Source organism: Anaerococcus provencensis, assembly GCF_000312365.2.
Classification (GTDB): domain Bacteria; phylum Bacillota; class Clostridia; order Tissierellales; family Peptoniphilaceae; genus Anaerococcus; species Anaerococcus provencensis.
On the sequence record NZ_HG003686.1, the window covers coordinates 944,441 to 966,053 of the forward strand.

The following is a 21,613-nucleotide window of genomic DNA, read 5'->3' on the forward strand; positions in this document are numbered from 1 at the left end:
CTAGGCTCTTATTTCTTCGTATAAATCCTTATATTTATTGGCTGACATTTGCCAGTCTATATCGCTTTTCATTGCATTATTAACAAGTCTATTATGTGCTTCTTTATTATTTTTATAAATATTTATAGCGTTTTTGATTGTAAATAATAACTCATGGGCATTGATATTTGAGAAAGAATATCCTGTACCCTCACCTGTGTATTCATTGTAAGGAATAACCGTATCCTTAAGGCCACCTGCCTCACGAACTATAGGCAAAGCTCCATAGCGCATAGCTATAAGCTGGCTTATGCCACATGGTTCTGAGATTGAAGGCATGAGGTAGAAATCACTTGATGCATAGATTTGGTGAGCCTCTTGACCTCCAAAATAAATTCTTGCTGCAAGTTTTTCTGGATATTTCCAAGCAAAGTATTTTAACATTTCTTCGTAGGTATAATCTCCAGTACCTAGGGCTACAATTTGGATATCTTCTTCAAGTAGTTCATCTAATATGTACCTTACAAGGTCCATACCCTTCATTTCGTTTAGTCTTGTAACCATACCAATCATTGGAACGTCTTCTCTTTCTGGTAGGCCATATAATTTTTGCAAGGCTAATTTATTATTAACTTTTTTGTCAATACTATCTATGTCAAAATTTTGTTCTATTAGTTTATCTGTTGCAGGATTCCATTCCTTATAATCTATACCGTTTACAATCCCTGAAAGCTTATAGTCATATTCTCTGATAACTCCATCAAGGCCCTCGCCATAGAATGGGTAGTGGATTTCACGAGCATAATTTTCAGAAACTGTATTTACTGCTGTAGCATGGATTATACCAGCTTTCATAAAATTAATTGCATCGTAATATTTAAGGTCATTTTCGTTGAAATATCCACCATCAAGACCTGCAAGTCTCATTATATCAGGATTAAATACACCTTGGTATTTCAAATTATGGATGGTAAATAAGGTTCTTATATCATCATAATAACTATCACCATGCCTAAAATCATTTACAAAGACATTAACCATAGCTGTATGCCAATCATTGGAGTGGATGATGTCTGGTTTAAAATCAATTTCTTTTGGAAGTAGGGTACAAGCTTTAGAGAAATAGATAAATCTCTCAGCATCATCTCCAAATCCATAAGGGTATCCCCTATCAAAGTATTCTTGATTGTCTATAAAATAGTAGGTAACCCCATCATAATCAAGTCTATAGACTCCTGCGTATTGGTGCTTCCAATCTAGATCTACATAAAATTCTGTGACTTTTTCCATTTTTGAAAGATATTTTTCATCAATAGAACCATACATAGGGATTACAACTCTGACATCTACACCAAGACTCTTAAGTTCTTTTGGTAGAGATCCAGCAACGTCGGCTAGACCCCCTGTTTTTATAAATGGTACTGCTTCACTAGCTAGAAAAAGTACATTCATTATTAGCTCCATTCTTCCAGTACTTCATTTTTTGATGAAACAAATGGGTGGACTCTGTTACCAAATAGTTTCACATTATTGCCTATTTTTGTTCCCTTGTCTGTTATCACAAAGTTAAGTATGGCATCATTACCAATTACTGAATCTTGGAAAATAACTGAATTTTTGATAACTGCGCCTTTCTTGATCGTAACTCCCCTAAATATTATTGAGTTTTCAACCTCACCTTCTATAATTGCACCATTTGCAACAAGGGAGTTTTTAACCCTGCTATCTTTTGTGTATGATGTTGATGGTTCGTCCTTTGATTTGGTGTAAACTAGGCCATCTTGGTAGAATAATGAATCGTATAATTCTTCATCTAACAGCTTCATATTGGCTTCAAAGAAAGAATAGGTATCCATTATAATTTCAAGGTGTTTCTCAGTTCTGTAGAAATCAATGTTTAAATCATCTGGTAAAGAAAATATTGCTGTAAGTAGTGAAGAAATAGTATTCCTCTCAACCGCATATCTCAATACTTTGATAAATACATCCCTTTTCATAAGTATAGAACCAGCGAAAAGGTCAAATTCGTCAGAAAGGCCGAGGTTGGTTCCTAGACTTACTGGCTTGTTATCCCCGTCAGAATTAATAATCTTCCTATTTAGATAAAAACCATCGTCATCGCGCATTCTTTGTGTAAATATCAATACATCGGAATCATTTGACTTGATAGCTTCTTTTGCATCACTTATATCAACCTTTGAGATGTACATTGGATTGGTTATAAAAACATACTCGGCATTAGAATCTTCTATAGCTATGATGGTATCGTAATATGTCTCAACTTCGCTAGGGTTTGCAATATCGTAATTTGGAGGAATTATTGTAAGACCACCACGTCTACGGCTTAGTTCCCAACTTCTACCATTTCCAATGTGATCTAAGGTTGATCTCATCTTCCTACCTGCAAATAGTATCACATTGGTAATATCATAATTTGTCAGATTTGACAAAGTGAAGTCAATAATCCTGTACCTACCACCAAATGGTAGCATATAATCTGGCCTAACCTTGCACAATTCATCATAATTTCCAGGATTAAACTCTGAACTATACACTAAAGCTAAAACGCTATCCATCTTATTCCTCCTCGATTCCTTCTGAACTTACAAGATAAACCTTATCTTCGCCTTCTTTGCCAATATTTTCTGTAATCTCAATATCTTCAGCAACAACACAGTTGTAAATCTTAACTCCTGCCTTAACCTTAGATCCATTTAATAAGACACTGTCACAAACTTCAGCACCTTCTTCAACTTTGACATTTGAGAATAAAACTGAATTCTTAACCTTGCCATTAATCACACAGGCTTCATTAACAAGGGCATCTTCAAGTATACCTTCTTTACCAATCCTGTGTGGTGGCAAGTTTAGACTAGTAGTATATATTTTCCAATCTTCGTCATAAATTCTTAGCTCATTATTAGGATCGATAAGGTCAAGGTTAGCTTGCCAGAAACTTCTTACGGTTCCAACATCTTTCCAATATCCATCAAATTTGTAAACGTATAGAGGCTTTCCATCTTCTAGCATCTTTGGAATAATATCCTTACCAAAGTCATTTGAAGAATCAGGATTTTCATTATCTTCTATGAGTGCCTTACGTAGAACTTTCCAATTAAATACATAAATTCCCATAGAAGCAAGGTTTGATTTTGGATTAGCTGGTTTTTCTTCAAACTCAGTAATCTTACCATCTTCATCAGTATTCATAATACCAAATCTGCTAGCCTCATCCCAATCAACTTCCATAACAGCAATAGTCGCATCTGCTCCCTTTTCCTTATGTATATCAAGGAGTTCTCTATAATCCATCTTGTAAATATGGTCACCTGAAAGAATCAAAACATATTCTGGATTGATGCTATCAAGATAATTAATATTTTCATAAATAGCTGAAGCAGTACCTTCAAACCATTTACCTCCTTCTTCAGTATAATAAGGAGATAAAATTCTAAGTCCTCCATTATTTCTATCATAATCCCAAGCAGAACCTATACCAAGGTGACGGTTTAAAAGTTGTGGCTTATATTGAGTCAAAACACCAATATCTCTAATCTCAGAATTGGTAGAATTACTTAAAGCAAAATCAATAATTCTGTATTTTCCACCAAAAGGAACTACAGGTTTTGCCATATCCTTAGTCAAGGCCTTAAGACGTGAACCTTGGCCACCAGCCAATAACATAGCTGCTGTCTTATTTGAGTTTCTCATTGTGCCCTCCATTAAAGCATAATTATATTCTTATTATATTAATACCCAGTAAACCTGGGCCTAATTCAGAAAAACCTTTTCTTACTATATATTTTACAAAACTTCTCATCTTTTGACAATAAGGATTTTTGCTAGTATAATTTATGCTACTTGGGGATGCCATGGTTTCGACGTGGTCGAATAATCATTGGTAGCAGGTCGTTTGCTGATCGTAAATCAGTGTTTAAATATAAACGCAAACAACAATAGCGAAGCAAACTTCGCACTAGCTGCCTAAGAAACTGGTAGCAATGAATTGTAGGTTGGTCGCGAACTTACAATTTGTTTCATAATCTAAGCGACAACTCTTCTAGCAAAGCTTTGAGCTAGTAGCAGTATGATGAAGCTAGCATATAACTTATTTGTAAGTTTATAAAGTTATCTGCGAAAAAACTAAACTTACTAAACCTGTAGAAGCCTCTGAGGACACTTCCACGGACATGGGTTCGACTCCCATCATCTCCACCAAACACCTTGAAAGCATTGATATTTCAAGGTTTTATTTTTTATATTACTATTTGGGTACTACTTTTAATCTTTTTATTTTTCTAAATTAATACAGCTATTTATAAATTTTTAAATTTTAATAATTTTATTCCTTACTTATTCGTTTTACTTACAATCACTCTATATTAGGAAAATATTTATTATTACCAATAGTTATTCTTAGAAATATAATTTAATAAAACTTTTTCTGATATATGATTACTATAAAAATAGTGTTATAATAGAGTTAAATATTAATCAAATTATTAGTACAAAGTAGAATACAAAAGGATAAGAATAATTCATAAAACAGAAATGGCTTTAAGACCTAACTTTACATAAGTTTCAAAAAATACGACAACAAAATTACTCGAGAAATGAGAATCATAATATCATCAAAGTCTTAAGACATTTAATATAAAAAACCAAACCATTTATGCTATAAAATTTATTGAATAAAATATAACAGCCACAAGGCTCTTATATAAAAACTGCATTAGGAGGATAAAAATGCAAATTAAAAAACTTACACCATTAATCCTAGCCCTAGCACTAACAGCTTGTGGAGGAGAAACAACCAGCAAAACAGAAGAACCAAAAGAAGAAACCAAAATCGAAGAGCAAGAACAAGCACCTGAAGAAACCAAAAAAGAAGCTGAATCAGAAGAAACAGAAGAAAGTTCAAAAGAAGAAGCCCCAGCTGAAACAGAAACCTCAGAAGAAAATAATGTGCCACGAGAATATAAAAACGCACTAAGAGCTGCAGAAGATTACATTGCTTTCGCACCTTTTTCTAAACAAGGATTATATGATCAACTAACATCTGAATATGGAAATAAATATCCAGCAGAGGCTGCACAATATGCAATTGACAACCTAGATGTTGATTACAAAGAGCAAGCTTTAAAAGCTGCACAAAATTACCTAGAAATGACAGCGTTTTCTGATGCAGAGCTAAAAGACCAATTAATGTCCGAATACGGCGACAAATATACCGAAGAGGAAGCACAATACGCAATCGATAATTTAGAATGATAAAAAGATACTACATTAACTTACCGTGTTAGAAATAAGTACCAAACGTATTTAATGACTAAATTAGAAATTTAAACGTGATAACTAGCCATAAAAAAAGCAGGGTGCTCGCCCTGCCTTTTTTGTGAATTAAATGAGTTTTCAATCCTTTTACTCACCTATATCCTACCATAATTCCTTGCATTTTTAAAGTTTTAAGGATAATTTACAAGTCTCATTTTTATTCAAATAATTTTTTCTCCCACTTAATATTATCCATTTCATAAAGAGTGCCTATAATACTTGATTTAAATAGGCTTTTCTCACTATAGACTCTGCTTGTCATTACATATTGTCCATCATTGATAAAGATTTCAACCGAAGATGTATCTGAATATATGCTTATATTGTCTATTTTTTCAATCCTTATTTTTCTCTTATCTCTACCGTATCCGCATTGGCCTAGATTAAGGCTTAGAATTTGATCCTTGTAACTCAGTTTTGCATCAGACCTTGAATATATTTCAAATTCACCATCAATATCTTCAGAAATGAATTCAAATGTTTGATAGAAATAATTTTCATTCTTTACTATTTGAATTTTTTTATTTCTTAAATTTTCAATTTCTTTTATTGGTTTTTGCAAAAGTTTATTGTCTGATACTTTTAGCTCTCTAGGCAGAGTCAATGCGTGTTGCCAGTTATTTTTTACTGTTGGATTTGTATAGTTAGCATCTGGCATACCCATCCATCCTATTAATATTCTTCTGCCCTTTTCATCTTCGAATGTTTGTGGAGCGTAGAAATCGAATCCATAGTCTAGTTCAACAAATTCTCCTATCCTGTATACTTTTGCTTTTAAGTCTATGTCTATTGGAAAATATCCTGATTGGTAGATATTTTGGTATTTGAATTCTTCACTTTCCAATCCTTGAGGAGATATCATCAGGAATTTATTTCCATTAATTTCAAAGAAATCTGGACATTCCCACATATAGCCAAAGTCGTAGTTTGTGGTAATTTCCATATGATAGGAGAATTTTTCTAAATCTTTTGATTCATATACTATAACTTTGCCCTTATCATTTCTATCTCTAGCTCCTAAGAATAGATAGTAAATTCCATCTTCTTCATAAATCTTTGGATCTCTGACATGTCTAGTCAAATTTCTTGGGTAGTCATCATTGGATAGAATCAATTCTTTTTTGTCGTAAGAAAATCCATCTTCTGATACGATTTTGATTGTGTTGTGGTCGCGACCATCATTGATATAATCGTAATTACCTGGATATTTGACATTACCTGTATAAAAAAAGTTTATTTTATTATCTTTTAAAAAGGCAGAGCCAGAATAGGCTCCATCTTTATCAAGGTTTGTATCTGCAAATATAAATGGTTCATGGTAGTTATAATTTATAAAGTCTTTTGTTGTAACATGGCCCCAAATAATATTTTTCCTAATGGCATTAAGTGGGTCAGCCTGATAATAAATATGATAGGTCCCATCAACTTGGCAAAGTCCATTGGGATCATTGAGCCAGCCAGTGATAGGGCTTATATGGTAACTAAGATTAAATGGGTCATTATTCTTTTCTTCTATTTTATTTCTATCAAATTCTTTATTAAAATATTTTCTGCTGTACATTAACTAATCCTAATTATATGATCTCCTACTTCTTTTTGGCCTTGGTCTACACTTATTGTTCCTTCCACATCCATCAAGACTAGCATAGTTTGTGTTGAGTATCCTGCATCTTTAATTACTTGAGGGTCCATTTCCATAAGCAAGTCCCCTTTTTTGATGGCATCCCCTTCACTTACAAAAGATTTAAATCCCTTGCCTTCTAAGTTTACTGTATCAATTCCTGCGTGAATTAGGATATTGATACCATTTGAAGTTGAAAGTCCGATAGCATGGCCTGTTGGAAATATTGTTTCTACCTTGGCATCACAAGGAGCAAAAATTTGATTAGAGCTTATGTCAATTGCTACCCCATCTCCAAGGGCCTTTGAAGCAAAGGCTCCATCTTCTGATTCGCTAATTGGTTTTACTAAGCCCTCGATAGGTGAAAATAGATTAAATTCTCCAGAGTCAACATTTTCAGCAGTCTTTACCTCATTATTATTTGCTTCATCTTTTACTTTACTTTTGTCATCTTTTTCAACTTGACGAAGCATGCCTGACTTATCAAAGAAAATAGTTAGGACAAATGAAACACCAAAGGCAAGAATCATTCCTATACCAAAGTCTAACCAATTTTCTGGTCTTATGGATATAAATCCTGGTATACCTGCAGCTCCTAGGGCAATTGCTAAAACATGACGAAAGGCAAGCCAAGCACTCCCTATTGCAGATCCAATGATTGCTGCAATGAATGGATAACGCAATCTTAAGTTAATACCAAACATAGCAGGTTCTGTGATACCAAGTAGGGCAGAAACTCCTGATGCTGCCGCAGTTGATTTCATCTTTTCATTTTTTGTAGTCATAAGAACTGCTAGAACTGCCGCTCCTTGAGCAACGTTATTCATTGAAGCAGTTGGGAATATGAATGAACCACCTGCACTTGTAGTAGCCTTAGCTATAAGTTGAGTTTCTATTGGAATGAAGCTGTGATGCATGCCAGTCATTGTAATTGGTGCATAGAATAATCCAAACAAAGCTCCACCCAAAAATCCCAGGGTATTATACATTGATGTAATACCGATAGTTAAAAGATCCCCTGCCGTTCTTAATAGTGGTCCTACAAAGGCAAATGTAATAAATCCTGTTATCAGAGTTGCAAGCAAAGGGGTTGTCAGGTTGTCAAGCCAAGTAGGTGTAATCTTATGTAGTCTTATCTCAATTTTAGCAAGTATCCAAGCTACAGCAAGAACAGGTAAAACAGTCCCTTGGTAACCTACGGCAGGTATATCCCAACCAAATATATTCCACAAAGGAATATCTCCAGCAGGCGTTGCCGCCAAATTGTAAGCATTTAACAAATCTGGATGGACCATAATCATGCCCATTGCAGCTCCTAGGTAAGGGTTACCTCCGAATTTCTTGGTAGCAGAAAAACCGATTAGAACAGGTAAAAATGCAAAAGCTGCTGATGAAAAAGTATTTATCATCTGTGCAAGGCCTGCAATTCCAGGATAAAGGCTTATTATTGAGTCCGTTCTTCCATTAAAAAATGGTGCTGTCAATATGTTGTTTAGTCCCATCAAAAGACCACCAGCTACTATAGCTGGAATTATTGGAACAAAAATATCTGAAAGAGTTTTTACAGCCCTTTGTAACCAATTCCCCTCTTTTTCTACTGGTGCATCGCTTACCTTATCATCACCGATAATTTTTAACACTTCATCAGTAACTAAGTTTACTTTTCCAGATCCTAAGATGATTTGATATTGACCATTTGATAGGTTCGTTCCTTTGACATCATCTAAATCCATAATAGCTTCATCATTTCTTTTTGAAAAATCTTTAAGATGAAGTCTCAGTCTTGTAGCACAATGTTCTGCCGATACTATATTATCTTTTCCACCGACATTTTTTATAATTTTTTCGGCCAATTGTCTATTATCCATATATACTCCCTCCTTACACTTTATTATATCAAATTTCCCAAATAAAAAAGAGCCTAAGCTCTTAATTATAATAGAAATCATCTCCTGGTTTGTCGCCGGAGAATATGTTTTTATCTAATTGGTATAATTGGTCAATGAATTTTCCGTAGATTTCTTTCATTGATTGGCCATTTACATAGGTGATATTCACCCTATCTAGGGCCTTTTTTGCTTCATCTTCTGTGATATCATAAGTACTTAATAGGTCATTGGATAGTCTTGTATTTTTACCTATTTTATCAGAAGATTCTTTATAAGATTTTAGGAAATCCTTGAAGGTCTCCTCGTTATTTTTTAAGTAATTATTATTTACTATAATAACCTCGCTAATAAAATCTCCCTCATCCATTTGTAGTATGTCATCAACACTAGATACGTACTGGGTCTTTCTTAAGGACCTTGTGTAATAAGGATCTGCTAGAATTGCCACATAGTTTGATGAATTTTCCATTTTTTCTACTATTTCATCTAAGTTTTTATAGTATTCTACATTAAGCCTTAGGACAAAGTTTAATGGACCTAGCTTGTTTTCTACAATATTGTCTAGGTTATTGGCCAAATCTGCTATATAGAAATTTTTGCCCTTGTAGTCCATTTGATTGTTTATTTTTTGATCACTTACCAAGTATAGATTTCCTGTCGATGTGATTGCAGCCACCTTAATATTTCCATTTGTTTTGTTGTAGTAGTAAGGGGCTAAGTAGCCAGGAATAACAGCCACATCAAAGTCATTTTGTTCAATTTTGCTATAATTATTGGTCTTATCAATGTTAAAATCAAACTTATCATCTTCTATATTTTCTAGAATAACTTTGGATGCAAATGTTCCTGGTTTAATATTGATTTTGTTGGTTTGCTCTTTTATTTCTTCTTTGATAGCAGGTTTTTCTGCAGGAGCTTGTGGCTCTTCCTTTTTCCTGCAAGCCGTTAGAAGAATAATAAAGGTTAATAATAAGATTATTTTTTTATTCAATAACTTCTCTCCTATCTTCTATTGCACGCTCTAGGGTAAGTTGGTCGAAGTATTCTAGGTTTGATCCAACTGGTATGCCCTGGGCAATCTTTGATAGTCTGACATCTTTTTTTGCTAGTAAGCTTGATAAAAATAGGCTAGTTGTTTCACCTTCTATAGTGGAAGAAATTGCAAGTATTATCTCTTTTACACCATCCTCATCAATTCTTTTGATAAGTTTATCTATATTTAGCTCTTCTGGGCCAATTCCATCTGATGGGGATATCAAACCACCAAGGACATGGTATTTGCCGTGGTAGGCGTGCGATTTTTCTATCGCTATGAGGTCAGTTACATCTTCGACAACGCAAATGAAGTCATCTTCACGAGTGATATCCTTACAAATATCGCATATATCATTTTCTGTGAGGTTGCCACAGATGTCGCAATGTTTAATCTTTTCTTTGACCTCTATAAGTGCCTTTGAAAAATCTTCTACACTATCCCTATCCCTAGTAACTATACTCATAGCAAGTCTTTCGGCAGATTTTCTGCCTATGGTTGGAAGTTTTTGAAATTGTTCTATTAGATTATCTAAACTTTCTGGATAGATTGCCATTACATAAGACCTGGTATGTTTAGTCCACCTGTGAGTTTGCCCATAGTCTCTCCGCTATATTCATCTGCCTTTTTCATTGCATCATTTATTGCAGCAATGATTAAATCTTCTAGCATTTCACCATCTTCTGGGTCAATTACATCTGGGTCAATTTTGATAGCTAGGACTTCTTTTTTTCCATTTACAGTTGCAGATACAACTCCGCCACCTGATGTTGATTCAAATTCTCTTTCTTCTATCTCTTGTTGAGCCTTTTCCATTTGCTCTTGCATCTTTTTAACTTGTTTCATCATATTGTTCATATTTGCTCCGCCTGGGAATCCGCCTCTTGCCATATTTATCTCTCCTATTCTATGACTAAATCTTCTCCAAAAACATCTAATAGTCTTTGGGAATTGTCAGTTTTTTTTTCTATTTTTTTATCCTTCTTACTATCATTATGGTTTAAATCTTCGCTTGTGGCAATAGTAAATATATATGCCCCATTTAAGATTTCCATAAGATTTCTTTCTATATCGTCAGTTTTCTTTTCTAAAATGAACCTATAAAATTCCTTATCTGCTGCCAAGATAAACTTATTGCCGTCGATTTTGTATTGCAAACCCTGGTCACGGAAGAATTCATGGAAAATACCCCCGGCAGTTTTTATTATCATATCCTGGACTTGCAACTCTTGTGATTTTGAAAGCTTTCTTTCTTTTATTTCTTCAAAATCTTCTTGGCTATTATCTTCTCTTGGAATATCATCCTTTCCTTCTACTAAAGTTTTTTCTGGCTCATTTACTATAGCTACTTTTTCAACTTGACTGCTACTAATATTAGGTCTTTGTGGTAAATTGTCTAGATTCGCTAATCTATTATCGACAATCTTATTTACCAAATCATCGATATCGGCTGGACTTGCCGTCTCCAAGGCTCTGATTCTCGATTCTAAGCTCTTGGTATTTTTAAGTTTTACCAGCCTTAGTATACAAAGTTCGGTCAAGACATCGGTGTTATCGACTTGCTTTAGCCTTGTGCTATAGTCGATTAGTATATCTAGATAATCTCCAATGTCAAAAAGATCAATGCTATCTGCCAATTCTTTGATAAAGGCTAGTCTTTCTTCATTTTCGAAAAACTTATCATTTTCGCTCATCTTATAAATCATAATATCATTGAAATAGCTTATTAATGAATCAACGATGTCTTTGTTGGTCTTATTATTTTCTCTAAGCCTAAATACTAAGTCCAAAGATTTAGATGAGTCCTTACGAACTATTGCCCTAGCAAGTTTATCTATATCGTAAAAGTCTACTACTCCAAGTAAGTTTTCAACTTCACTTAGTTTATAGGAATCTTTTTCCAAAGATAATACTTGATCTAAGATGGAAAGAGCATCACGCATGGCACCATTGGCTTTTTTAATAATTAGCCTTATGGCTTCATTTTCCATTGTTATTGATTTATCTTCTAAGATATAGTCTATTTGCTCTTTAATTTTATTTTCATCAATCTTATTAAATTCGTATTTTTGGACTCTTGAAAGAATTGTTGATGGGATTTTTTCAATTTCTGTTGTTGCAAGTATGAATACCAAATGACTTGGTGGCTCTTCCATGATTTTTAAGAGAGCATTGAAGGCTTCTCTAGTTATCATGTGGGCCTCGTCTATGATGTAGACCTTATATTTTAGTTTATTGGGTGGATAAATCACATTGTCCTTGAGGTTTCTAATGTCATCTATCCTACGGTTGCTTGCAGCATCCATTTCCACTACATCAATGGTAGTTTCTTCTTCTATAGCCTTGCAATTTTCACATTCCATACAGGGTGATCCGTCTTTTGGATTAAGACAATTGATTGCTTTTGCAAATATTTTTGCACAAGTTGTCTTTCCAGTGCCACGCTCGCCAGAAAATAGGTAAGCATGGCTGATATTGCCGGATTTGACCTGGTTTTTGAGGACATTTACAACCCTATCTTGGCCTAGGACACTATCAAAAGTCTTTGGCCTATATTGTCTATATAAAGCTTTTGCCATAATCTTCCTTTCTAATCTTAATCATTATACCATAAGAAATTTTGCATATGAATAATCTTAGGGTATAATTTTATATGTTAATCATAAGGAGAGCTGTCCGAGTGGTTGAAGGAGCACGATTGGAAATCGTGTATACGTGTTTTAAGCGTATCATGGGTTCAAATCCCATGCTCTCCGCCACGCACTAGACGGGGAACTAGCGATGCCTTGTAACCTGCGATTCGCTACAGCAGGGTTTAATCCCCAGTTTGAGGGATATATTTTTGTTATAAGCCTAGTAAGACTCGTGTTGATTGATGGGTCTTGCGCAACAGGAAACTATGAACCATGTCAGGACGGGAACGTAGCAGCATTAAGTAGATCTTTCTGTGTGCCGCAAGGTCACCTATCATGAGCGAAGCTTATTAGAAACTACAATGGATTTATATTTCGAAGCTGGGTGTGCTTACATATTTTGGTTGTTGCAAGAGACATAAATTATTCTAATATCAATGAGAATGTTTATTGCTTGCAGCAACCTTTTTTTAACTTTAAATAAATATCTAAATAGTTTATAATATTAGATACGAGGAGTTAGTAATGATAGGAAAATTTGTAGAAGAAATGTTCAAACAACCTACAGAAAATATAATGATTCCAGCTAGCGATGTTGCTACAGTTCACGAAGATGATAACCTAGTTCATGCTATCTTGGTCTTGTCATCCTCTGGCTATCAAACTATTCCAGTCCTTGATAATAAAAATAGGGTTAGAGGTCTTATATCTATATCAAATATATTTACTTCAGCCCACGAACTTTCCATATTTGACGAGGACCAACTGGCTGATTTTAAAGTTTCTGAGGTTATGAATCAGATGGTTCCAATGCTTTTTGATAATTATAATCTTGAAGACGTATTAAGGCTTTTGGTAAATAATAACTTTATATGTATCACCCACAAAAACGGCTATTTCTTGGGTATTATCCCTAGAAAGATAGTACTAGAGAGATTTACCTACATAGCCCACAATATAGAAAATGAATATGAGCTTACAAAAAAATGATGAGTTTTGACACCCATCATTTTTTTGAAAATTTTAATTCTTTACTTCAAAAACACTTGCACCAAAATCTTCTATAAATATAGTCTCGTTTTTATTTATCTTGCCATTAATATTACCCTTTCCCCCATATTTAAGGTCTGAAGAATTGATAAGTTCCACTAAGTCATATGGCGATTTTATCTCATAATCTATGTCAGTAAAGTTTATTATGACAAGTAATTTCTTTTCTTTATATGCTCTGATATAAGCGTAGAGACTGTAACCTTCTACATCTAGAAGCTTTGTTGTTGAATCAACATGGTTTAGCTCTTCTTTTTCTAAATAAAGTTTTGAAATATCTTTGTAAAAATCATTAAGATAAACCTGGTCTTCACTTAGTTCGTCCAAATCTATATTATCATAAACAGAAAATGTTAGATCAGAACCTATCTCATCTCCATTAAAGAGTAATTTTTTTGAATTTAGACTATAAAGCAAAGTAAGCATGGTCTTATATTGTTTATACTTAGCATTGCTACCATTTATTTTCATAAATAAGCTTGCTTCATCTAGGAAACTATCTATATAATTAAAGCCCAAGATCTTCTTACTATTATCTGATACAATTAATGAATTTATCTCTTTTTTGTAAGAATCGCGTTTGTATGGCAAATCTTGCATGGACCTTATGATAGGTCTTAAGCTATAGTCTATGCAGTAGTCAAAGTCAAAGTCATATTTGTAAATTCCATTAAAACTTGCTAATGCTAGGGCCTTGTTTTGATGAATTTCTTCTATCAAATCACCTAATAGGTCTATCCACTTGTCATTTTCTCCTCTTGACTCATCGCCCTGCCAATAGATCATATTTTCAACATTTGTAAGCATTATCCCATCTAGATTAAATTCCTTAAGCCAAAAATCAACTGCTGATTTCAAATAAGATTTTGTAAAGTTCTTAGTTGGGTCAAAGTTCATATCCCCATAGTAGGAATACTTGATATCATCATAATCATAAGCAAAATATTCTTCTAAACTTTTGAGATAACATGGATCACAATCAAAGTGCGCTAAGTCCAGATCTATTAAAACGCCAAGATTTTCCTTATGGCATTTGTCAATAAATTTCTTAAAATCAAGACTAGATCCATAGCGTTTGCTATAGGCAAATAAGCCTGAGCTTGTAAAGCCCATGGACTTATAGTTAATGTATTCACTTACTGGCATAAACTTTATGTGGGTGAAGTTGTGGTCTTTGGCGTATTTGATTAAATCATCAGGGTTATTATGAAGAAATGAACCCATATATACTTCGTAAATATTTAGCTTGTCAGTCTTTAGTTTTTTATTTTTAAATTTATAGGAACTGTCAGAAACTACTGAACATTTTTCTTCAACTATAATTTCTTGAGCAAAGGGATCTACAATCTTTCTTACTTCATCATTTGCATCGGTTATTAGAAATTGGTACCTATCCCCAATCTTTGCTTCTTTGATAGTTATAGTAAAGACACCAGATGCATATCCACGCATTTTCTTAGGCTGCCAGTCGTTAAAATCTCCAATGATTTCAACTTTTTTAGCATGAGGAGTACATATTCTAAACATATATCCCTTAGTCTTTTTTACTGGTCCAAAGTAGCCATAAGCATCATTTGCCTTGCCATTTAAATAATCTTTTGTATCCATTATTGATTCCTTTCTTGTCTTTTAAAAAAGACAGACTAATAGCCTGCCTCTTGGTTAAATGAATCTATCATATTCTGACTTACTTCTATCATCATCCAATTTACCTTACTTGCCCAATCAGGGTCTGTAGCATAGGATATGCCAATGCCATCGGTTGATACGCCATTGTAATATGAACCCTTGGGATCTAAGTAGTTTTCTTTTAAGTGCTTGGCTAGGGTGTCTATAGAATCTGCTGGAGTTTCAAAGTGGCTGGCCTTATTGTAGGGATCATCGTCTACAGCATTAAAGCCAAATAGATTATTTTTATCATTAAAAAGCTCACTTGTTCCATTGCCTGTCTCATGCTTTGCCATGGCCATAAGTAGGATTGCATTTACCCCATACTTATCCTCAGCAGCCTTGAAATCTTTGCCAAGGCCAGCAAGGCCTGTGTCTTTGATAGCATTTTCTAGCTCATCAGCACTAAATTGTCCTGTATTTAGCAGGTATAACATATTTGAAGAATCAATTCCACTTGATCCTTTCTCTTTAAATTCTTCTAAGTCCCTAGCAAGGTTTTCGTACTTGATTGCCCTTGACTGTCTAAGTAAAGTCGTCTGATAATTTATCTCATTGATACCAGAATTTAAAGACTTTGAGGTTTCAACTTTACTAGCTTTTGCTATGGACATTGTAAATATTAAGGCAAATATACAAATGCCATTTATTATGTTTATAATTTTTGTCTTTTTCATAAGCTACCTTCTCATTTCTTTAAAACATTATACCTTTTTTTATAATGATATTAAAAGAAAAAACGAAGCCTAGGAATTTTCCCCAAGCTTCGTCTTAGCTTATTTATTTTCCATCTTCCTACTACCTGGCTTTATTGCAGGTATATCTTTTAAATGTTCTGGAAGATCATCTGGATCCCAGCTTTTGACATCTATTTTTGTAGCAGAAACTACTGGCAAGCCATTTATTTCATCTAGACCAGACCTATTAACTATTGATGTTAAGGCTACGACTTCTGCCCCATATGATTTAACAACTTCGACGCTTTCAAAAGATGATTTGCCTGTAGTAATGACATCTTCTACAATGATTACTTTTACACCTTCTGGGATTTCAAAGCCACGGCGAAGAGTCATGATATTATCTACTCTTTCTGTAAAGATAGCATTTAGACCAAGGGCCCTACCTACTTCATAGGAGATGATAACCCCTCCCATAGCAGGTCCTAGGCAAAGGTCTACGTCTATATTCTTTTCCTTAAGCTTTTGGGCGATGATTTCTGCCACTTCCCCACAATATTCTGGGTGTTGGATTAGTTTGGCACATTGGATATACCTATCTGAGTGTTTGCCAGATGATAATAAGAAGTGACCTTCCAAAAGTGCATTTGATTTTTTGAGTAATTCTAATGTTCTATCCATTGTTTCTCCTATATAATTCCTATAATCTCACTTAAAGATGAGATTTTTTCTTCTTCTAAATATTTCTCTATGCCTGTGTTGATATCTATCATAGTGTTGTAATCGATGAAGTTTGCAGTTCCTATTTGGATAGCAGTCGCTCCTGCCATGATAAATTCTAGAGCATCCTTATAATTCATTATCCCACCCATACCAATTACAGGAATATCTACTGAGTGAGCTGCTTCATAGACCATTCTTAGGGCTATTGGCTTTATGGCTGGACCTGAAAGTCCAGCTGTTTTGTTTACAAAAACTGGGGCCTTTGCCCTTATATCAATAGCCATGGCGTTAAAGGTATTTACTAAAGATATGGCATCAGCTCCACTATCTTCTGCAAGTTTTGCAAAAAGTGGAATTGATCCAACATTCGGTGAAAGTTTAACTATAAGGGGTTTTGTTGTAACTTTTCTTACTTTAGAAATGACTTCCCTAGCCTTATCTGGGTCAGTTCCAAAGGCCATGCCGCCTTCTTTGACATTGGGACAAGATATATTTAGTTCTATCATTGGAACATCAGTTTCTTCCAAAATCTCTGCCCCAAGAACATACTCTTCTACAGAGTGGCCCCCAAGATTTGCTATTGCAACGGTATCTTGTTCTAATAAATATGGGAGTTCAATATCTACAAAGTATTCTATGCCAGGGTTTTGTAGGCCAATAGAATTCATAATTCCTGCAGGAGTTTCATAGATTCTTATCCCCTTATTGCCAAGGTTTTTCTTAAGGGTGAGTCCCTTTGAGCATATGCCGCCAAGTTTTGATAACTCTATATATTCGCCAAATTCTCTACCAAAACCAAAGGTCCCACTTGCTGCAATTACTGGGTTTTTAAATTTAACTCCTGCTATTTCTACGGATAAGTTCACTCAAATACCTCCCTAGAATCAAAGACTGGACCATCCTTGCAAACTCTGATAAATTCACCATCTACTGATTCTACTGTGCATCCTAGACATGCCCCAATCCCACAGGCCATGTGGGCTTCCATTGATATTTGTATCTCAGCAGTCTCATTCATGTCGTGTATGGCCTTAAGCATTGGATTTGGTCCACAAGCATATATTATGTCGTAGTCATTTGGATCAAAGGCCTCTGTGATGAATTTGCCGTCCTTTTCAAAAGATGTGTAAGTAATAGACTTGACATAAGGCTTAAACTCTTCGGTGAAATATGAATCATTGGTAAAACCAGCATAAAAATCAGCCTTGGTATCTAGATTTTTTACTAGATATAAAAGTGGAGCAATACCTATGCCACCAGCTACTACAGCTATCTTCTTATCCTTTGTATCATCGATCCTAAAGCCATTGCCAAGAGGGCCTAAGATTTTTACTTCTGCATCTTTTGTAAGGCCTGCCATAATATCTGTCCCCTCACCTACAACTTGGTATAAAATTGTTAGATTGTTATCATCGCATATGCCAAAGGGACGTGATAGGAGGGGTTCGTTTCTAAAGGAATCACACCTTAGCATAAAAAACTGTCCTGGCTTTCCATCAAGACTTATATCTAGGGTCATTTTGTATATATTTGGCCCAATTTCTATGTTTTCTAAAATTTTGCCTTTTTTATAAGTCTTCATTGATAGATATATCCTTTAAAGTTTTCTCTACTGCAAGTCTTGCGTATTTGCCAATATTTTCCTCGCCATCATCGTAGTTTAAATATGCTTTTAGTACCCCACGAGAATTATTTACTACTCCCCCATTCTTGTCATTTAGAAGTTTGTAAACATTCAATGCATCTGCACCTTGGGCACCAAAGCCAGGGATTAGGAAAAATTCCTTGTCATATCTTTTCCTAATTTCTTCTACTTCCTCAGTATGGGTTGCTCCAACTACAAGTCCTAATGGACCGTATCCAGATTCTCCAAGATAGTTTCTATTTAAATCTTTTATCTTATCGCCTATTTGGTAAAATAATTCCTTGCCATTTACATCTAGAGTTTCAAAGTCACTTGCGCCAGGATTTGAAGTGCGTAGGAGGACAAATACTCCTTTTTCTCCACTTTCTATGTATGCCAAATATGGAGAAATAGAATCCATGCCCATATATGGATTTAGAGTTATAAAGTCTGTCTCAAAGTCGCCTTCAAAGTGGGCCTTGGCATATTGACTGGCAGATGCAGCAATATCTGATCTTTTGATATCTCCTATAGAAAGAAGATTTTTTTCTCTCAAATATGCCAATGTATCACGATAGGCCATCATTCCTTCGATTCCATAGGATTCGTAATAGGCGATTTGTAGCTTATAAATTGCTGTGATATCAGCTGTAGCATCTATGATTTCCTTGTTAAAATCTAAGAGAGCTTGGCTTATAGTCTTACCTTCTTTGTAAGAAGCTGGCAAATAATCCATAGAAGTATCAAGACCCACACATACAAAGCCTTTTTTTTCTACTTCTTGGTAAAGTCTATCTATTATCTTCATATTTTAAAACACCTTTCTTGTAAACTTTCTTCACCCTTGCAGAAAGTTCTTTTCCTATTAAGAGTGAATTCTTGGATTTGGATAAGATCTCATCTTCTGTATAAGTGTAAATTTCATCTAAGTCTATCAAAGTAAAGTCTGCTTCATATCCAATATCAAGCTTGCCCTTATTAAGTCCTAATAATCTTGCTGGATTGGTAGACATAAGTTTTATAAGATGATTTAGAGAAATCTCTCCAGATTTGACTAAGACTTCATAGCAAGTTGAAAAACTTGTCTCGAGACCTAGAAATCCTGGTGCTCCTTTTTCCTTTTCCTTAGGAGAATGTGGAGCATGGTCTGTGGAAATACAATCAACCGTGCCATTTTTGATCATTTCAATAAGGCATAGTCTATCAATCTCACTTCTTATAGGTGGATTTACCCTCATCTCATCGCGAGTTTTATCAGCAAAGTACAAGTGATGTGGGGTAACCTCGCAAGTGATTGGTGCTCCAAGGTCCTTGAAATATTTGATGGCAGTAATGGCTCCCTTGGTTGATACGTGGGAGAAATGTACTGGGCAATTTAGCTTATAGGCATAGTAGCAATCTCTAAGAGTCATGGCATCTTCGGCAATTTCATAGTCTATGGCAGAAACTTTTGCGACTTCCTCGTGCAAGGTCATAGTTACACCCTTATCCATGGCAGCAATCATGGCCTTATACATGGTCATATCGTCATTTACACCATGCCCATCATCAGAGATGAATTTGACAGAATCAGGCATAGTTTCTAGGTGGTCTAGGGTCTTGCCGTCAAAGTTTTCTGTTATAGTGTACACTTGCTCTATATCTATCAAATCTAGATCTTTACCACGTTTTTTAATGTCATTGTAGACTGCTGGATTTGATACTGTTGGTTTGGTATTTCCCATCAAAAGCACAGAAGTAAAGCCACCCTTTAAGGCAGCCTTGGATCCACTTTCTAAATCTTCTTTGTAGGTAAAACCAGGATCTCTGAAGTGCACATGTAGGTCTGTAAAGGCAGGGACAAGTGCTAATTTGTCACAGTCTATTACTTCTACATCTTCATCTATTTCAAAAGCCTCGCTTATGATCCCATCTTCTACATAGATAGGTTTTTTAGAAATTTTGACATCATCAAATGAATAATGATTGGTAAATACTTGTTTCATATTATTCTTCTACATCGTAAATGTGACCACAATAAGCACATTTGTAAGATTTTTCTTCTTTGTCAATTAGGATAAATTTGCTTTCAACTGATCTTTCGCTTGTTGAAACGCATTTTGGGTTTTGGCAAGTTAGGATATCTGTGATTGTTTGTGGATATTCTATGGATTTCTTCTCAACAACCTCTTCATTTTTGATGATATTTACTGTTGCACTTGGATCTACCAAGGCTACTGCATCAAGATCAATATCTGTGTGATCTTCTATCTTTATAATGTCCTTTTTGCCCATAGTTTCGCTGCTTGCATTTAGGATAAGTGCAACTTCTTCTTCTAATTCTTCTAGGCCTAGTAGGTTAAATATTTTTAGGCCGTTGCCTGCTTTTATGTGGTCAATTACTACACCATTGTTTAAACTTGTGATCTCAAGCATTGTTTGCCTCCAATAATTTTAAGATAAGAGCCATTCTGACATACATTCCATATTTTACTTGCTTAAAGTAAACTGCCCTTGGGTCCTTGTCTACTTCTGTTGCAATTTCGTTTACCCTTGGAAGTGGATGAAGGATAATCATATCTTCCCTAGCATCTTTCATCTTTTCATTATCAAGGACATAGGAATCTTTAAGTCTTGTGTATTGGCTAGTTGAGAAGAATCTTTCCTTTTGAATCCTTGTCATATATAATATGTCACATTGACCTATGACTTGTTCTAGATTTCTAACTTCTTCATATTGAGAATTCTCATCAAATACTTCTTCTTTAACATATTGTGGTAATTTTAGTTCATCTGGTGAGATTAGGATGAATTTGTTGTTATCAAACATATTCATAACCTTGATAAGTGAATGAACTGTTCTACCGTATTTCAAATCTCCAACTATACCTATGACGTGGTTATCCAAGCTTTCCTTGTATTGGGAGATTGTTAGGATATCAGTAAGGGTTTGGGTTGGGTGTTGGTGGCCTCCATCTCCTGCATTTATGATTGGACAATCTGCTGTAAGGCTTGCAAGATATGCAGCTCCCTCTTGTGGGTGACGCATAGCTATGATATCCGCATATTGGCTAACTGTCCTTACTGTATCTTGTAGGCTTTCTCCCTTGGTGGTTGATGAGCTGTTAGCTTCAGAAAAGCCTACTACCCTGCCGCCAAGTCTGTTCATTGCTGATTCAAATGATAGTCTAGTCCTGGTTGAAGGCTCAAAAAAAAGAGTCCCTAATAACTTCCCATCACATATGTGAGAAAAGTCACTGGGACTCTTAACTATTTCATTTGCTAAATCAACAATTTCGTATAAATCTTCTTTTGTCAAATCTTCTGAGTTTAATAAATTTTTAATTTTGATCATTTAGCACTCCTTAATTTTTTTCAATTTTACACGAAATAAATTGACCTG

At 34.8% G+C, this 21,613-nt stretch carries 20 protein-coding genes, 1 tRNA gene and 2 other RNA genes; 5 read left to right on the forward strand and 18 right to left on the reverse strand.

The features are described 5' to 3' along the window. Genes glgA through BN38_RS07230 form a run of 3 tightly spaced genes read right to left on the reverse strand, consistent with a single transcriptional unit; the run spans position 1 to position 3,690 of the window. Entirely contained in the window at positions 1–1,431 is a 1,431-nt protein-coding gene (glgA, locus tag BN38_RS07220) for a glycogen synthase GlgA (RefSeq protein ID WP_044566284.1), read from the reverse strand. A 2-nt stretch (positions 1,432–1,433) separates the two neighbouring features. Continuing rightward, on the reverse strand, positions 1,434–2,555 hold the full coding sequence (glgD, locus tag BN38_RS07225; RefSeq protein WP_044566285.1) for a glucose-1-phosphate adenylyltransferase subunit GlgD: 1,122 nt from the start codon (positions 2,553–2,555) through the stop codon (positions 1,434–1,436). A 1-nt stretch (position 2,556) separates the two neighbouring features. Continuing rightward, entirely contained in the window at positions 2,557–3,690 is a 1,134-nt protein-coding gene (locus BN38_RS07230; RefSeq protein ID WP_044566286.1) for a glucose-1-phosphate adenylyltransferase, read from the reverse strand. A 152-nt stretch (positions 3,691–3,842) separates the two neighbouring features. On the opposite strand from BN38_RS07230, the gene ssrA reads away from it, so the two are divergent. Both ssrA and BN38_RS07235 read left to right on the forward strand, forming a co-directional pair. Beyond that, positions 3,843–4,197, forward strand: a transfer-messenger RNA (tmRNA) gene (gene ssrA / locus BN38_RS10935). A 528-nt stretch (positions 4,198–4,725) separates the two neighbouring features. Then, on the forward strand, positions 4,726–5,250 hold the full coding sequence (locus BN38_RS07235) for an Ltp family lipoprotein (protein ID WP_049944467.1): 525 nt from the start codon (positions 4,726–4,728) through the stop codon (positions 5,248–5,250). Positions 5,251–5,470: 220 nt separating this feature from the next. On the opposite strand, the gene BN38_RS07240 is transcribed toward BN38_RS07235, so the two are convergent. From BN38_RS07240 to dnaX, 6 genes are all read right to left on the reverse strand, one after another. Then, positions 5,471–6,874, reverse strand: coding sequence for a glycoside hydrolase family 32 protein (locus tag BN38_RS07240; RefSeq protein WP_044566288.1), 1,404 nt, complete (start codon positions 6,872–6,874; stop codon positions 5,471–5,473). Then, positions 6,874–8,802 carry a sucrose-specific PTS transporter subunit IIBC gene (locus BN38_RS07245; RefSeq protein ID WP_044566290.1) on the reverse strand — a complete coding sequence of 643 codons (1,929 nt, stop codon included), beginning with the start codon at positions 8,800–8,802 and terminating at the stop codon, positions 6,874–6,876. The genes BN38_RS07240 and BN38_RS07245 overlap by 1 nt, the downstream gene beginning before the upstream one ends. Before the next feature lie 61 nt (positions 8,803–8,863). Then, complete coding sequence (locus BN38_RS07250; RefSeq protein ID WP_044566291.1) at positions 8,864–9,814, reverse strand: hypothetical protein; 951 nt, start codon at positions 9,812–9,814, stop codon at positions 8,864–8,866. After that, positions 9,807–10,412, reverse strand: a complete 606-nt coding sequence (recR, locus tag BN38_RS07255) for a recombination mediator RecR (protein WP_044566292.1) — start codon at positions 10,410–10,412, stop codon at positions 9,807–9,809. The genes BN38_RS07250 and recR overlap by 8 nt, the downstream gene beginning before the upstream one ends. Further along, positions 10,412–10,747, reverse strand: a complete 336-nt coding sequence (locus BN38_RS07260; protein ID WP_044566293.1) for a YbaB/EbfC family nucleoid-associated protein — start codon at positions 10,745–10,747, stop codon at positions 10,412–10,414. Before BN38_RS07260 ends, recR begins: the two co-directional genes overlap by 1 nt. Positions 10,748–10,758: 11 nt before the next feature. Then, positions 10,759–12,435: a DNA polymerase III subunit gamma/tau gene (gene dnaX, locus BN38_RS07265; RefSeq protein WP_044566294.1), complete on the reverse strand. Its 1,677-nt coding sequence runs from the start codon at positions 12,433–12,435 to the stop codon at positions 10,759–10,761. An 87-nt stretch (positions 12,436–12,522) separates the two neighbouring features. Between dnaX and BN38_RS07270 the strand changes: the two genes are divergently transcribed. From BN38_RS07270 to cbpB, 3 genes are all read left to right on the forward strand, one after another. Further along, a tRNA-Ser gene (locus tag BN38_RS07270) sits at positions 12,523–12,615 on the forward strand. Next, positions 12,615–12,882: signal recognition particle sRNA large type (gene ffs, locus BN38_RS10940), an RNA gene on the forward strand. Before BN38_RS07270 ends, ffs begins: the two co-directional genes overlap by 1 nt. 132 nt (positions 12,883–13,014) lie before the next feature. Further along, a complete protein-coding gene (cbpB, locus tag BN38_RS07275) occupies positions 13,015–13,479 on the forward strand; it encodes a cyclic-di-AMP-binding protein CbpB (protein WP_044566295.1) in 465 nt (154 codons plus the stop codon). A gap of 33 nt (positions 13,480–13,512) precedes the next feature. On the opposite strand, the gene BN38_RS07280 is transcribed toward cbpB, so the two are convergent. From BN38_RS07280 to pyrB, 9 genes are all read right to left on the reverse strand, one after another. Next, positions 13,513–15,147: an alpha amylase C-terminal domain-containing protein gene (locus tag BN38_RS07280; RefSeq protein WP_044566296.1), complete on the reverse strand. Its 1,635-nt coding sequence runs from the start codon at positions 15,145–15,147 to the stop codon at positions 13,513–13,515. A gap of 35 nt (positions 15,148–15,182) precedes the next feature. Continuing rightward, positions 15,183–15,884, reverse strand: a complete 702-nt coding sequence (locus tag BN38_RS07285; RefSeq protein ID WP_044566297.1) for a glucosaminidase domain-containing protein — start codon at positions 15,882–15,884, stop codon at positions 15,183–15,185. Positions 15,885–15,983: 99 nt separating this feature from the next. Then, positions 15,984–16,565 carry an orotate phosphoribosyltransferase gene (gene pyrE / locus BN38_RS07290; protein ID WP_044566299.1) on the reverse strand — a complete coding sequence of 194 codons (582 nt, stop codon included), beginning with the start codon at positions 16,563–16,565 and terminating at the stop codon, positions 15,984–15,986. 8 nt (positions 16,566–16,573) lie between these two features. Continuing rightward, on the reverse strand, positions 16,574–17,473 hold the full coding sequence (locus BN38_RS07295; protein WP_044566302.1) for a dihydroorotate dehydrogenase: 900 nt from the start codon (positions 17,471–17,473) through the stop codon (positions 16,574–16,576). Further along, positions 17,470–18,189 (reverse strand): dihydroorotate dehydrogenase electron transfer subunit, encoded by a 720-nt coding sequence (locus tag BN38_RS07300; protein WP_044566303.1) that lies wholly within the window; start codon positions 18,187–18,189, stop codon positions 17,470–17,472. Before BN38_RS07300 ends, BN38_RS07295 begins: the two co-directional genes overlap by 4 nt. Further along, positions 18,176–19,039, reverse strand: coding sequence for an orotidine-5'-phosphate decarboxylase (pyrF, locus tag BN38_RS07305; RefSeq protein ID WP_044566304.1), 864 nt, complete (start codon positions 19,037–19,039; stop codon positions 18,176–18,178). Before pyrF ends, BN38_RS07300 begins: the two co-directional genes overlap by 14 nt. After that, positions 19,023–20,216: a dihydroorotase gene (locus BN38_RS07310; protein ID WP_044566305.1), complete on the reverse strand. Its 1,194-nt coding sequence runs from the start codon at positions 20,214–20,216 to the stop codon at positions 19,023–19,025. Before BN38_RS07310 ends, pyrF begins: the two co-directional genes overlap by 17 nt. A gap of 1 nt (position 20,217) precedes the next feature. Then, positions 20,218–20,646: an aspartate carbamoyltransferase regulatory subunit gene (locus BN38_RS07315; protein WP_044566306.1), complete on the reverse strand. Its 429-nt coding sequence runs from the start codon at positions 20,644–20,646 to the stop codon at positions 20,218–20,220. Continuing rightward, positions 20,639–21,565 (reverse strand): aspartate carbamoyltransferase, encoded by a 927-nt coding sequence (pyrB, locus tag BN38_RS07320; protein ID WP_044566307.1) that lies wholly within the window; start codon positions 21,563–21,565, stop codon positions 20,639–20,641. The genes BN38_RS07315 and pyrB overlap by 8 nt, the downstream gene beginning before the upstream one ends. Positions 21,566–21,613: the final 48 nt, after the last annotated feature.